Genomic DNA, 13814 nt, shown 5'->3' with positions numbered 1-13814 from the left:
GCAGCTGTCGGTCACGCTGGCGGCCCTCGTCGACGTGGCGCTGGGCGTGATGCTGATCCGCTGGTACGCCGCGGGTGACGGCAGCCCGCGCACGCTGCCGGGCGCCCTGGTCGCGACCCTGCTGGTGCTGGGCATCAGCCTGGTGATGGGCCGGGCCGATCCGCGTGCGCTGGCCGGCGGCGTGTATCGCACCGGCTCCGCGACCCTGGGCGAAGGCGTCGCCATTCCGTACCTGAAGGACGGAAAGACCTCGACCGTGGCCGTGGTGGCCGGCAGCAACTGGCACAGCATCACCACCAACGGCAAGCCAGACGCCGCCGTGAACCTCGATGTGGACGGCGAACCCGCCGACGACGAAATCACCATGGTCCTGCTGGGCAGCCTGCCGCTGGCCCTGCACCCCAAGCCGGAAGACATCGCCGTCATCGGCTGGGGCTCGGGATTAAGCACGCACACGCTGCTGGGAAGTGCTGCGCCCCAGCGCGTCGACTCGATCGAAATCGAACCGGCCATGGTCGAAGGCTCGCGCCTGATGATGCCCCGGGTCTTCCGCGCCTTCGACGACCCGCGATCGCAGCTGCATATTGATGACGCCCGCACTTTCTTCTCGACCGGGCGCGAGCGCTACGACGTCATCGTCTCCGAACCGTCCAACCCCTGGGTCAGCGGCGTCGGCAGCCTGTTCACCCGTCAGTTCTACGGTTTCCTGGGCGAACACCTGGAAGACGACGGCATCCTCATCCAGTGGGTGCACATCTACGAACTCGACAACCCACTGCTGGCCACCATGCTGGCGGCCCTGGGCCAGGAGTTCCCGCACGTGGACATGTACCTGGCCAACCAGGGCGACCTGATCCTGGCCGCCAGCCGGCAGCCGCTGCTGGCACCGCGTTTCCCCGCTGGCCCGAATCTCGATTACGCCATTGAACTGGCGCGCGTCGGCCTGGGCAGCGCCGCCGACTACGAAGTGCGGCGCCTGGGCGACCGCCGCCTGCTCGACACCCTGGTGCGCATGACCGGCGCCGAACCGCACGACGACTTCCATCCGGTGGTTTCGCTGCAGGCTCCGCGCGCGCGCTTCAAGAACAGCTCGGCCGACTGGCTGCTACGGCTCGAGGCTGGCGGACTGCCGCTGCTCGAAACCATCGCCGGCCGGCGCACGGTGCCGGCCGAAGCCGTGCTTACGGACGCCGAAGGCAGCCTTTCATTGCTGCTGGCCCAGGAAGGCCGGCGCGCTCGCGCCGCCATGACGGGTGCACCCATACCCGGAAAGATCTACGAACTGTCGCTGGCCGATGCCGCCAACGAACTGCGGCAGCTGTCCGGCGCCGACATCGCCCAGCGCGACGAAGGCCGTTGGCTGGCGGCTGCAGGCAAGGTCGCCGAAGCCACGCTTTCCGAGTTCTCACCGGCCGAAGCCGAGGGGCTGTGGATCAACCCCGTCTGGTACCACGCCAACGAGGCGCCGCCGTCGGTGCGCCGCGTGCTGCAGGCCTACGACGCCACCGCCCGCCGCGACTACGAAGCCATGCAGCAGTCGGGTCTGGCCGCGCTGGAAGCGCTGGACCCGGCCATCGCGCCCCTGCTGGTGCGCGAACACATGCTGGTGATCGCACGCCTGGGCGCCATTGGCCAGGGCGACCTGGAAGGGTCGGTGGCGATCGAACGGGAATTCGGCCGCAACGTGCCCGGCGGCGGCGACGCCGCCTACAGCTTTGCGCGGGGCTTCCTGCTGGCCTGGGCCGACCAGGGCGGCGACGAATAAGCGGCGACGCCGCTTACTCCATGCCGAGCTTTTTCAGCTTGTAGCGCAGCGCGCGGAAGGTGATGCCCAGCTGCGCGGCGGTTTTGGTCTTGTTGTAGCGATTCGCTTCCAGCGCCTTCTGGATCGTTTCGCGCTCCATCTGCTCGATCGCGTCGGGCAGGGCGGTGCCATCGGCCAGGCCGGGTGGCACGGCGGGCGAGGGCGCGGCGGCAACAGGCCGCAGCGGCATGTCGTCCTCGGTGCCGATCAGGCTGTCGACCTGCGGCAGGTAGAGGTCGGCGACTTCGATGCTCTGGCCGTCGCACAGCGCCACGGCACGTTCGAGGATGTTTTCCAGTTCGCGCACGTTGCCCGGGAAGGGGTAGGCCGTGAGCGCGGCTTCGGCTTCTTCGCTCAGCGCCGGCAGCTTGTCGGCGGTTTCGCCGGCCAGCCGCTTGAGGATGGCTTCGGCCAGCTGCGGGATGTCCTCGCGGCGCTGGCGCAGCGGCGGCACGGCCAATTCGATCACGTTGATGCGGTAATAAAGGTCCTGGCGGAAGCGGCCGTCTTCGACCAGCTTGGCCAGGTTCTTGTGCGTGGCCGAAAGGATGCGCACGTCCACCGGCAGTTCCGCCGGTGCACCCACCGGGCGTACGCATTTTTCCTGGATGACGCGCAGCAGCTTCACCTGCATGTGCAGGGGCAGTTCGGCGACTTCGTCCAGGAACAGGGTGCCACCCTGCGCGGCCTGGAACAGGCCTTCCTTGTCGGCGTGGGCGCCGGTGAAGCTGCCCTTCTTGTGGCCGAACAGTTCGCTTTCCATCAGCTCGGACGGGATCGCGCCGCAGTTCACCGGCACGAAGGCGCCGCCGGCGCGCGAACCCTGTTCGTGGATAAGGCGGGCCACCAGTTCCTTGCCGACGCCCGATTCGCCGCTGATGTACACCGGCGCCTGGCTGCGGGCGACACGCTGGATGGTCTGGCGAAGTTGCTGCATGCGCGCCGAATCACCCAGCAGCCGCGCACTGGCCGGGGCCGACTTGCGCTGTTGATTCAAATCCAGTGCGTGCTGCACCAGCCGGCGCAGCACCGCCAGGTCCACCGGTTTGGTGACGAAGTCGAAGGCGCCGGCCTTGAGCGCCGTCACCGCGGCTTCGACGTTGCCGAATGCGGTGATCATGGCCACCGGGATGTCGGCGTACTTCTGGGAGATGTGTTCGATCAGCTCCTGACCCGAACCATCGGGCAGGCGCATGTCGGTCAGGCAGAGGTCGTAGTTGCCCTGCGCCAGCTGCGCGCGCGCCGACGACAGGTCGGCAGCGGTGTCCACCCGCAGGCCCATGCGGCCCAGGGTCAGGACAAGCAGTTCCCGGATGTCGCGCTCGTCATCTACTACCAGGGCGCTGCGGGCATTGGCCATGCGGGTTCGGGGGGCTGGGGACACCCGTACATTAGCCGAAGCGGGGTGTTTCAGGCCAGATTTAGCCGACCCGGGCTGGGATCGTCCTGCATCAGGGTCATGCCGGGCGGCATGATGATGCGGAAGCAGCTGCCGCCGCCGGGCACCGGCTGGTAGCTCAGGCTGCACTGGTTGGCCTCGCAAAGCTGCTGGGCGATATACAGGCCCAGGCCGGTGCCGTGTTCGCTGGTGGTGTAGAAGGGGGTGAATATTTGCGCCGCCACCGGCGCCGGGATGCCCGGGCCGCGGTCGATGACGTTCAGCTCCGGCGGTGCCCCGGGCGGGGCGCTGCGCACGGAGACGGTCACCTTGGCCGGCTCGCCGGGCATGCGGCCGTAGGTCAGGGCGTTCTGGACCAGGATGGTCAGCACCTGGTGCAGGTGCCGCGGGTCGGCCATGGCCAGCACGCTGCGCTCGCTCACCGCCTGCAGCACGTCGGTTTCCAGCGGATGGCTGGCCCGGTACTCGTCGACGAAGCGCCGGGCGAACTGGCTGATGTCGATCGATTCGGGCTGGCTGCGCTCGCGCCTGGCCAGGCCCAGGATGTCCTGGACGATGCCGTTCATGCGCTGGCACTGGGTGTGGATGATCTCCAGCAGGCGCTGGTCGGCCTCGGGCAGCTGGGCGGTTTCTTCCAGAAGCTGCACCGAATACATGATCGCCGCCAGCGGGTTGCGGATTTCGTGGGCAATCGAGGCGGACAGCCGGCCCAGGGTGGCCAGGGTCAGTTCCTCGGCCCGGTCCGAGTACAGGCGGCTGTCGTCCAGGAAGATAAGGAACAGGTTGTCGGTGAGGCTCAGCGACACGAAGCGCGGCAGCACCTCGGGGGTGCCGTCGCCGCCCAGGGTCATGGCCTTGGGGGTTTCGCCCCGGCCCTGGCGCCAGGCCAGCAGGGCCCGGTGCAGGCTCATGGCGATGTCGGCCAACTGGCGGCGGTCGGGCGAGGGTTTGCCCAGCAGGCCCCAGGCGGCTTCGTTGCACACCTTTACCCGGTGCTCGCCGTCCACCACCAGGATGCCGGTGCGCATGCGCCGGATCACCAGTTCGTTGATTTCGGCCTGGTTGGCCAGTTCTTCGCCACGCTGTTCGGCCAGGGCCTGCGATTCCAGCACCTGCCGGCTGAGCAGTTCGCACAGCACGGCCGTGGCCAGGTAGGTCACCGAGAACATCACCGATTCCGCCAGCGGCCGGGCGTTGGCGATGTCCACCGTGCGCACGTACAGGCTGTCGAGCAGCACCACCAGGCAGGCCGCCAGGGCAAAACCCAGGCCCGCGCGCTGGGAGAGGATAAGGGCGCCGGCGCCGACGTTGAACAGCAGCAGCAGGGCTACGCCGCCCTGGCTGCCGGACGTGGTGCTGAAAACGGCCGCGGCCACCGCGATGTCGATGCCCAGGCCGATCGCGGCCTGTTTGGAAGGGGGCAGCTCGCTGCGGTAACCGGCCACCAGTAGGGTGATGGCCGCCACGAAGTACAGCACCACCACCGACTGCAGCAGGGCCGGCTGGCGGATCTGCAGCAGGTACTCCCCGGCCGGGCTGAAGGCCACCAGGGCCAGCAGGGACGCCTCCAGCATGCGGTAGAGCGCGAAAAAATAGAGCTCGCGGCGCTGGGGGCTGGGGCCGGGCGATTTGCGGGGGGCAGGGGCCATGGCCGCCAGTATGCCTCGCGGCCGGGCGCCTGGCGCAGGACTTTTTGCGTTGGGTAGGCCGGGTCGGCGACAATACCGCCCCCGTTCGCGACCCCCTCCCTACACAGGTATCGGCATGAACTTCCACGAATACCAGGCCAAGCAGCTGTTCGGTGACTACGGCATCGCCGTCCCGGCCGGCCGCGTTGCGCGCACTTCAGACGAGGCCGTGGACGCGGCCAAGGCCATTGGCGGCGACTTCTGGGTCGTCAAGGCGCAGATCCACGCCGGCGGCCGCGGCAAGGCCGGCGGCGTCAAGCTGGCCAAGACCCTGGACGAAGTCCGGGCCTACGCCAAGGGCATGCTGGGCACCAAGATGTCCACCTACCAGACCGCCGGCGTTGAACTGCCGGTCGACAGCGTGCTGGTGACCCAGGCCACCGACATCGCCAAGGAACTCTACCTGTCGGTGCTGGTCGACCGCGCCACCCGGTCCATCACCTTCATCGCCTCCGCCGAGGGCGGCGTCGAGATCGAGAAGGTCGCCGAAACCAACCCGGACGCCATCAAGTCGCTGCACGTCAACTACGTGCAGGGCCTGCAGCCCTACCAGTGCCGCGAGCTGGGCTTCAGCCTGGGCCTGACCGCCAAGCAGGTCGGCCAGCTGACCAAGATCATGCTGGGCCTGTACAAGCTGTTCAACGAGAAGGACCTGGCCCTGGTTGAACTCAACCCGCTGGCCATCCTGACCAACGGCGACCTGGCCGTGCTCGACGGCAAGATCAATTCCGACGACAACGCCGGCTACCGCCACGCCGACCTGCTGGCCATGCGCGACATCCGCCAGGAAGACGAAACCGAGGTGCTGGCCAGCCAGCACGACCTCAACTACGTCACCATGGACGGCAACATCGGCTGCATGGTCAACGGCGCCGGCCTGGCCATGGCCACGATGGACGTGATCAAGCTCAACGGCGGCGAGCCGGCGAACTTCCTCGACGTCGGCGGCGGCGCCAACAAGGAACGCGGCACGGAAGCCTTCAAGCTGATCCTGCGCGACCCGGACGTGAAGGCGATCTTCGTCAACATCTTCGGCGGCATCGTGCGCTGCGACATGATCGCCGAGGGCATCATCGCCGCGGTGAAGGAAGTGGACGTCAAGGTGCCGGTCATCGTGCGCCTGGAAGGCACCAACGTGGACAAGGGCAAGGAGATCCTCAAGAACTCCGGCCTGGCCATCCAGCCCGCCGACGACATCAACGACGGCGCCAAGAAGGCCGTCGCGGCCGCCGCCTGATCCCCAAGGACAATCATTCCATGAGCGTTTTGATCGACAAGAACACCAAGGTCATCGTCCAGGGCTTCACCGGCCAGCAGGGCACCTTCCACGCCGAGCAGATGCTCGAATACGGCACCAAGGTCGTCGGTGGCGTCACCCCGGGCAAGGGCGGCAGCACCCACATCGGCCTGCCGGTCTTCAACACCGTGTCCGAAGCGGTGGAAGAAACCGGCGCCGACGCCTCGGTCATCTACGTGCCGCCGCCGTTCGCGGCCGACGCCATCCTGGAAGCGGCCGATGCCGGCATCCGGGTCATCGTCTGCATCACCGAAGGCATCCCGGTGCTGGACATGCTGCGCGTCAAGAACACCCTGGCCGGCTACGACGACGTCGTGCTGGTCGGCCCGAACTGCCCGGGCGTCATCACCCCGGGCGAGTGCAAGATCGGCATCATGCCGGGCCACATCCACATGCCCGGCAAGATCGGCATCGTGTCCCGTTCGGGCACGCTGACCTATGAAGCCGTGAAGCAGACCACCGACGCCGGTCTGGGCCAGTCCACCTGCATCGGCATCGGTGGCGACCCGATCAACGGCACCAACTTCATCGACGCCCTGAAGCTGTTCCAGGACGATCCGCAGACCGAAGGCATCATCCTGGTCGGCGAGATCGGCGGCAGCGCCGAAGAAGAAGCGGCCGAGTTCATCGCCGAATACGTCACCAAGCCCGTGGTCGGCTTCATCGCCGGCGCCTCGGCCCCGGCCGGCAAGCGCATGGGCCATGCCGGCGCCATCGCCTCCGGCGGCAAGGGCACCGCGGCCGGCAAGTTCGAGGCCCTGGAAAAGGCCGGCGTCACCACCGTCAAGTCGCCCGGCGACCTGGGCGCGGCGATTGCGGCCCGTCTGAAGAAGTAAGCAGCGGATTCCGCGCTGCACGAAAGGCCTCTTCCCTGGCGGGAAGGGGCCTTTCGCGTTCTGGTGGCCCCACAGGTCTTAAGATGCCGGGTAGAAAACAAATCCCGAGTAAGGAAACACCCGGATGACCCAGACATTGCGCATCGCCCTGGCCCAGTTCGACTTCCCCGTCGGCGACGTCGTCGGCAACGCGCGCCGTATGGCGGCCTGGGTGGCCGAAGCGCGCGATGTGCACGGGGCCGACCTGGTGCTGTTCCCGGAGCTGGCGCTCAGCGGTTACCCGCCCGAGGACCTGGTGCACCGGCCGGCCTTCCTGCAGGCCTGCGAAGAAGCCCTGGCCGGGCTGGCCAAGGCCTGCACCGGCATCGTTGCCGTGGTTGGCTGGCCGCAGGCGGCGGGCTCGATCGTCTACAACGCCGCCAGCGTGCTGCGCGACGGCAAGGTCGCGGTCACTTATCGCAAGCGCGAACTGCCCAATTACGCGGTGTTCGACGAACGCCGGTATTTCGACGTCGATCCCGATGGCGGTGCCTGCGTCTTCAACGTGAAGGGCGTGCCGGTCGGCCTGGTGATCTGCGAGGACCTGTGGTTCCCCGAACCCCTGGCCGAGACCGTGGCCATGGGCGCGAAGCTGGTGGTGGTGCCCAATGCCTCGCCCTTCGAGCGCGGCAAGACCGCCCGGCGCGACAGCCTGCTGGAAACGCGCGTGCAGGAGGCCGGCATCGGCCTGGCCTACCTGAACGTGGTGGGCGGGCAGGACGAGCTGGTCTTCGACGGCGCGTCGGTGCTGGTCGATGCCGACGGCACCCTGCACGATGCCGCCGAGGCCTTCGTCGACCACTGGCTCGTCGCCGACTTCGATGCCGACGACGGCCAGTTCACCCGCGTGCACTGGGCCACCGAAGACGACGAGTCCTGGCAGTCCCAGGCCTGGCGCGCCGTGGTGCGCGGCATCCGCGACTATTGCGGCAAGAACGGCTTCGAAAAGGTCTGGCTGGGCCTGTCGGGTGGCATCGATTCGGGCCTGGTCGCGGCCCTTGCGGTGGATGCCCTGGGCGCCGCCAACGTCACGGCCGTGCGCCTGCCTTCACGTTACACCTCCGACCTGAGCAACGACCTGGCCGACGAACAGGCCAGGCTGCTGGGCATCCGCCTGGAAACCGTGGCCATCGAAGCCCCGTTCGAAGGTTTCCTGCAGGCGCTGGGCCCGCTGTTCGAAGGTCAGGAGCCGGGCGTCGCCGAAGAAAACCTGCAGTCGCGCTGCCGCGGCGCGCTGCTCATGGCGCTGTCGAACAAGTTCGGCGGCCTGCTGCTGACCACCGGCAACAAGAGCGAATACGCCGTTGGCTACGCCACCATCTACGGCGACATGTGCGGCGGCTTCGCGCCCATCAAGGACCTGTACAAGACCGAGGTGACGGCGCTGTGCCACTGGCGCAACGCCCGGTCGCAGGTGATCCCGGAAGAGGTGATCACGCGCCCGCCTTCGGCCGAGCTGCGCGAGAACCAGACCGACCAGGACTCGCTGCCGCCCTACGAGGTGCTCGACGGCATCCTGCTGCGCTACGTCGACCAGGACCGGTCGCCGGAAGAGATCGTCGCCGACGGCTTCGACGCCGATACCGTCGAGCGCGTGCTGCGGCTATTGCGGGTCAATGAATGGAAACGGCGCCAATCGGCGCCGGGTCCAAAGCTCTCGCACCGCGCCTTCGGGCGCGAACGCCGTTACCCGATCAGCTCGGGCTGGCGCGACTGATTATTCGCCCGAGAAGGGATTGAGCTTGCTCAGGATGCCCTGGCCATCCGGCCAGTCGCCCGACAGGTAGGGGTGCTGCGGGTAGTTGGCTTCCAGCACCTTGCGGCTGTCGGCGGCCAGTTCGTCCTGGCCCAGCTCGGTGTAGGCCGAGGCCATCAGCGCCAGCGCGTCACCGTCGTGTTCGCTCTGCGGGTAGGTCTGCAGGATGTACTTGCCGCGGTTGGCGGCCGCCACGTAGGCGTCGCGGCGCAGGTAATACAGGCCGACCTGCAGTTCGTGGCGGGCCATCAGGTTGCGCAGGTAGATCATGCGCTGGCGCGAATCGGGCGCGTAGCGGCTGTTCGGGTAGCGGCGCAGGACCTCGGCGAAGTCGTTCAGGGACTGCGTGGGCGCGCCCAGGTCGCGCTTGGCCATGTCCTGGTTGGCGATGCGCAGCAGCGTGGCGCGGCCCTGGTCGAAGTTGATCAGCGCCTTGAGGTAATAGGCGTAATCAATATGACGGTGCGTCGGGTAGGTGCGGATGAAGCGGTTGACCGCCGAGGTGGCTTCTTCGTTCTTGCTCTGCTTGTAGAGCACGTAGGCCACTTCCAGCTGGGCCTGCTCGCTGTAGGGGCCGTACGGGAAGCGCGCAACCAGGCGCTGGAAGTACAGCTCCGAGCGGTTCCAGTTGTTCCGTTCCATCGATTCCTTGCCGACCCGGTACATCTCTTCGACCGGCAGTGTTTCGGTGGGTTTTTCCTTGTCGCCGTCGAACCAGCCGCCGACGGTCTTGCAACCAGCGAGGGCGAGCATCATCACCAGGAGGGCGGAAATACGGATCAGGCCGGTCGGTCGGGTCATCAGGGGAACAGGTTCGGGCGCTGCGGGCAGCAAGTTCAGGGATAATACCGGAAAGCCCGCTGTCGCCTCCATGAACCGGGGCGACCCCCTCCGCAGGCCCCAGGACCCCGCATGACCCCGACCCAGACCCCCGAAACCGACGAAAACGACCGCGAACTGCTTGAAGCCAGCATTCCCCTGGAGGCAGCCGGCCGCCGGTTCGACCAGGTCCTGGCCGAACTTTTCCCTGATTTCTCCCGCTCGCGCCTGTCCGAATGGATCAAGTCCGGCGACGCCCTGCTCGATGGCCGGCTGGTGAAACCCAAGGAAGCGGTGCGCGGCGGCGAGCCGGTCACCCTGTCGGTGCGCATGGAGGTCGAAACCCACGCCCTGCCCGAGGCCATCGACCTGGACCTGGTCTACCAGGACGACGACGTGCTGGTGATCAACAAGCCCGCCGGCCTGGTGGTGCACCCGGGCGCCGGCAATCCGCGCGGCACCCTGGTCAACGCGCTGCTGCATTTCGACGCCAGCCTGGCCGAGCTGCCGCGCGCCGGCATCGTGCACCGGCTCGACAAGGACACCTCTGGCCTGATGGTGGTCGCGCGCACCCTGCGCGCCCACACCTCGCTGGTTGAACAGCTCTCGGGCCGCGAAGTGCACCGCCAGTACCTGGCCGTGGTGCAGGGCACCATGGTCGCCGGCAACACCATCAACGCGCCCATCGGCCGCCACCCCACCGACCGCGTGCGCATGGCCGTGGTGAAGGAAGGCGGCCGCGACGCCATCACCCATTACCGGCTGCGCGAGAAGTTCCGCGCCCACACCCTGGTCGAGTGCCGTCTTGAAACCGGCCGCACCCACCAGATCCGCGTGCACATGGCGCATGTGCGCCACCAGATCGTCGGCGACCCGCTCTACGGCGGCGCCTTCCGCCTGCCCAAGGCCGCCACCGAGGCACTGGTGGCCCGGTTGCACGGCTTCCGCCGCCAGGCCCTGCACGCCGAGCAGCTGACCTTCGCGCACCCGTCCACCGGCGAACCGGTGGCCCACGAAGCGCCGATGCCCGAAGACATGCAGGCCCTGGTGCGCGACCTGCGCGAAGACACCGCGGCCTTCAAGGGCTGACAGTGCCGGCGCCGGCCTGGCTCGACGCCGACTGGCCCGCGCCGCCCGGGGTAAGGGCGCTGACCAGCCTGCGCGGCGGTGACGGCGTTTCGGCGCCGCCTTTCGACCGGCTCAACTTCGGACTGAACTGCGGAGATGAGCCGGCGGCGGTGCTGGAGAACCGTCGGCGGTTCGCTGAGTGGCTGGCGTTGCCGTCGGAGCCGGTTTGGTTGAAGCAGGTGCATGGAACCGGGGTGCTGCGAGTGGAGGGTAGGGGCTCGAGCCTCGAGAGTCTCCCCGAAGCCGACGCGGCGGTTACTTCGCAAGCCGGCACCGTGCTCGCCATCCTCACCGCAGACTGCCTGCCCGTTATTTTCGCGGCCGCCGACGGCAGCGAAGTCGGCGTGGCCCACGCCGGCTGGCGCGGCCTGGCCGCCGGCGTGCTCGAGGCCACGGTAGCGGCCATGCAGACGCCGCCGGCACAGCTGCGTGCCTGGTTGGGTCCTGCGGCCGGCCCGGAGCACTACGAAATCGGCGCCGAAGTGCGCGATGCCTTCGTCGGCAGCGACGAAGGCGCGGCGTCGGCCTTCGTGCCTACTCGTCCCGATCACTGGCGGGTCGACCTTTTCGCCCTGGCGCGCCGGCGCCTGGCGGCGCTGGGCGTCAGCGACGTGCACGGCGGTGACCTGTGCACCATCGCCGATGCCTCGCGCTTTTATTCCCACCGCCGCGACGGCCGCAGCGGGCGCCTGCTCACCCTGGCCTGGCGAAGCGATTCCTGACTTCCGGCAGGATGCGCGGCACCGGCCGCCCGTGCGAAGGTGCGCCGGCCATCCCCCCGACCGGAGCTCCGCCGATGTCCCGACCCTTCCTGCCGCTGCTGCTGGGCTTCGCGCTGCTGCTGCCGGCGATGGCTGCGGCCACTACCCCGGCCGAAGCCGACGCCCTGCTCAAGGACCGCGACCCGCGCGCGGCCCAGGTGGTGGCGGCCCTGGCCAAGGCGCGTCCCGAAGACCCGGCGGTGCGTGTGCTGCAGCTCAGGCTGCTGTTGCAGGATCCGGGCAAGTCGAAGCAGGCCCTGGCTTTCGCCGAAGACCTGGTCGAGGACGCGCCCGACTACGCGCCGGGCCACCTGTGGCTGGGCAATGCCTACGCCAATCGCATCGGCCAGGTCGGCAGCTTCAGCCAGGCGACCATGGCGCCCCGCCTGCGCCGGACGCTGGAACGCGCCATCGAACTCGACGCCAACCTGCACGAGGCGCGCAGCGCCTTGATGGAGTATTACCTGCAGGCCCCCGGCATCGTCGGTGGCAGCGTCGAGAAGGCCAGGGCCCAGGCCGCCGAACTCCAGCGGCGCGACCCGCCGCGCGGCTACTACGCCCTGGGTCGCCTGGCCCAGTACGAAGAGCGCCTCGACGACGCCCGCCGCCACTACCTCGACGCCTACGCCGCGCGTCCTTCCAACCCCGTCTATCGCATGTCCGCCGGCATCATCCACCAGGACGCCAAGGACTGGGCGAAGGCTTTCGCGGTGTTCGACCTGTGGACCCGCGAAGAACCCAAGGCCGCCGGCGCCTGGTACCAACTGGGCCGCACCGCGGTGCTGTCGGGCCAGCGCCTGGACGAGGGTGTGGCGGCGTTCAAGCGTTTCCTGGCGCTGCCCGAACAGCCCGGCCAGCCCGAGCACAAACATGCCTGGTACCGCATGGGCCAGGCCCTGGCGCTGGCCGGCGACAAGGCTGCGGCGCGGAAAGCGCTGGAAAAGGCGCTGGCGATGGATCCGTCGCTGCAGGAAGCAAAGGACGCCCTGGCCGGGCTGTGAACCCGGCCGGGTGGGATCAGATCACGACACCAACCCGGTCGCGGCCGCCACGCTTGGCGTCGTAAAGGCCGCGGTCGGCGCGCACCAGCAGCGCGTGCAGGCCATCGTCGCCCGGTTCCAGGCTGGCGACGCCGGCGCAGATGCGCAGTGGAATAGGCCGCCCTTCGAACTTCAGGTCCAGGCTGGCCACGGCCCGGCGCAGGCGTTCGGCGACCTGGCTGGCCAGGGCCAGGTCGGCGTCGGGCAGCAGCGCGGCGAATTCCTCGCCGCCCAGCCGCCCCAGCAGGTCCTGTTCGCGCAGGCCGTCGCGCAGGGCGTCGGCGATGCCCTGCAGGGCCAGGTCACCGCCGGCGTGTCCGAACGTGTCGTTGACGCCTTTGAACCGGTCCACGTCGAGCACGATCACGGCCAGTGGCTGGCCGCGCCGCCGGGCGTCTTCAAGGCGGGCGCCGGCGGTTTCGAAAAAGGCGTGGCGCGACGCGGCGCCGGTGAGGCTGTCGCGGCTGGCGATGCGCTCGAGCCGGTCAAGCAGGCGATCGGCGCCCACCAGCACGAACGACACCGTGGCAACCGCCGGTCCCAGCACGCAGATGCCCAGCAGCAGCCCCTGCGCCAGCGGCGTTTCGGCCCAGGTGCGGGCCGAGGCGCTGTCGGGCAGGAACAGCAGGCCGGCACGACCCGCCAGCACGGTCGCCACCAGCACGAAGGCCAGGCACAGCACGCCGCCCTGGGTGCTGCCACCGGACCTGAGGTGATGCCAGGCCGACTGGGCCGTGGACGCCGCGGCAATGGCGCACAGCAGGCTCAGCAGCCCGGTGCGCATCGGGTCGGTGGGGTAGGAGGCCAGGAAACCAAGCGACAGCATGCCCACGGCGCCCACCGGCATCCACAGCCAGAACCGCGCCACGTGTTCACCCTCAAGCGTGCGCATCGCGCGCAGGAACTCCATGAAGGCGGCCATGAACAGCATCTTGGCCGGCACCGAAAGGGCCGGCGTGCCCGCGGCCAGCGACAGTTCCAGCAGCACCCAGCCCAAGGGCAGGGCCGCCAGGCCGCGCGCCCACAGCAGCTGGGCCGTGCGCAGCGGCTCGGGCTGGCGCCGCGCCGAGGCCCAAAGGGCCAGGGCCATGGCGACACCGCCAGCGGCCAGGGTCAGCGCGATCATCAGGGGCTGGAGCGGCAGGGCGGGCATCGGCGCATCATAGGGCACACCCGTCGGCTTTGCCGGAGCCTTGAAATGGTGCCGTCGGGGTGCCATTTCGCAGTCATCGGGCCGCACAACGCGG

Annotated in this window: 10 protein-coding genes and 1 pseudogene; 7 read left to right on the top strand and 4 right to left on the bottom strand. The window is 68.7% G+C overall.

What is annotated here, in order from left to right; all coding sequences use genetic code 11:
- Positions 1 to 1765, top strand: a pseudogene (locus AACZ35_RS07320) (spermine synthase); the annotation flags it as partial.
- 13 nt (positions 1766 to 1778) lie between these two features.
- On the opposite strand, the gene AACZ35_RS07315 reads toward AACZ35_RS07320, so the two are convergent.
- Complete coding sequence (locus AACZ35_RS07315; protein WP_339827713.1) at positions 1779 to 3164, bottom strand: sigma-54 dependent transcriptional regulator; 1386 nt, start codon at positions 3162 to 3164, stop codon at positions 1779 to 1781.
- A gap of 50 nt (positions 3165 to 3214) precedes the next feature.
- On the bottom strand, positions 3215 to 4852 hold the full coding sequence (locus AACZ35_RS07310; RefSeq protein ID WP_339827711.1) for an ATP-binding protein: 1638 nt from the start codon (positions 4850 to 4852) through the stop codon (positions 3215 to 3217).
- A gap of 115 nt (positions 4853 to 4967) precedes the next feature.
- On the opposite strand from AACZ35_RS07310, the gene sucC reads away from it, so the two are divergent.
- The 3 genes from sucC (at position 4968) to AACZ35_RS07295 (ending at position 8780) form a co-directional block, all read left to right on the top strand.
- Positions 4968 to 6128, top strand: a complete 1161-nt coding sequence (gene sucC, locus AACZ35_RS07305; RefSeq protein ID WP_339827709.1) for an ADP-forming succinate--CoA ligase subunit beta — start codon at positions 4968 to 4970, stop codon at positions 6126 to 6128.
- Positions 6129 to 6148: 20 nt separating this feature from the next.
- Complete coding sequence (gene sucD, locus AACZ35_RS07300; protein WP_339827706.1) at positions 6149 to 7024, top strand: succinate--CoA ligase subunit alpha; 876 nt, start codon at positions 6149 to 6151, stop codon at positions 7022 to 7024.
- 124 nt (positions 7025 to 7148) lie between these two features.
- Positions 7149 to 8780, top strand: a complete 1632-nt coding sequence (locus AACZ35_RS07295; RefSeq protein WP_339827704.1) for an NAD+ synthase — start codon at positions 7149 to 7151, stop codon at positions 8778 to 8780.
- Here the strand turns inward: AACZ35_RS07295 and AACZ35_RS07290 are convergent, their stop codons facing one another.
- Positions 8781 to 9620 carry an outer membrane protein assembly factor BamD gene (locus tag AACZ35_RS07290; protein WP_339827702.1) on the bottom strand — a complete coding sequence of 280 codons (840 nt, stop codon included), beginning with the start codon at positions 9618 to 9620 and terminating at the stop codon, positions 8781 to 8783.
- A gap of 111 nt (positions 9621 to 9731) precedes the next feature.
- Between AACZ35_RS07290 and rluD the strand changes: the two genes are divergently transcribed.
- The 3 genes from rluD (at position 9732) to AACZ35_RS07275 (ending at position 12528) form a co-directional block, all read left to right on the top strand.
- Entirely contained in the window at positions 9732 to 10727 is a 996-nt protein-coding gene (rluD, locus tag AACZ35_RS07285) for a 23S rRNA pseudouridine(1911/1915/1917) synthase RluD (RefSeq protein WP_339827699.1), read from the top strand.
- The gene (gene pgeF, locus AACZ35_RS07280) at positions 10724 to 11488 is read left to right on the top strand and encodes a peptidoglycan editing factor PgeF (protein ID WP_339827716.1); all 765 of its coding nucleotides are present in this window, start codon (positions 10724 to 10726) and stop codon (positions 11486 to 11488) included. The genes rluD and pgeF overlap by 4 nt, the downstream gene beginning before the upstream one ends.
- Positions 11489 to 11562: 74 nt before the next feature.
- On the top strand, positions 11563 to 12528 hold the full coding sequence (locus tag AACZ35_RS07275; RefSeq protein WP_339827697.1) for a tetratricopeptide repeat protein: 966 nt from the start codon (positions 11563 to 11565) through the stop codon (positions 12526 to 12528).
- 16 nt (positions 12529 to 12544) lie between these two features.
- Here the strand turns inward: AACZ35_RS07275 and AACZ35_RS07270 are convergent, their stop codons facing one another.
- On the bottom strand, positions 12545 to 13720 hold the full coding sequence (locus tag AACZ35_RS07270) for a GGDEF domain-containing protein (RefSeq protein ID WP_339827695.1): 1176 nt from the start codon (positions 13718 to 13720) through the stop codon (positions 12545 to 12547).
- Positions 13721 to 13814 lie beyond the last annotated feature (94 nt).

This window comes from uncultured Arenimonas sp., assembly GCF_963976025.1.
In the GTDB taxonomy this organism is placed as follows: Bacteria; Pseudomonadota; Gammaproteobacteria; order Xanthomonadales; family Xanthomonadaceae; genus Arenimonas.
This window is presented reverse-complemented; position numbering and strand designations above follow the sequence as displayed.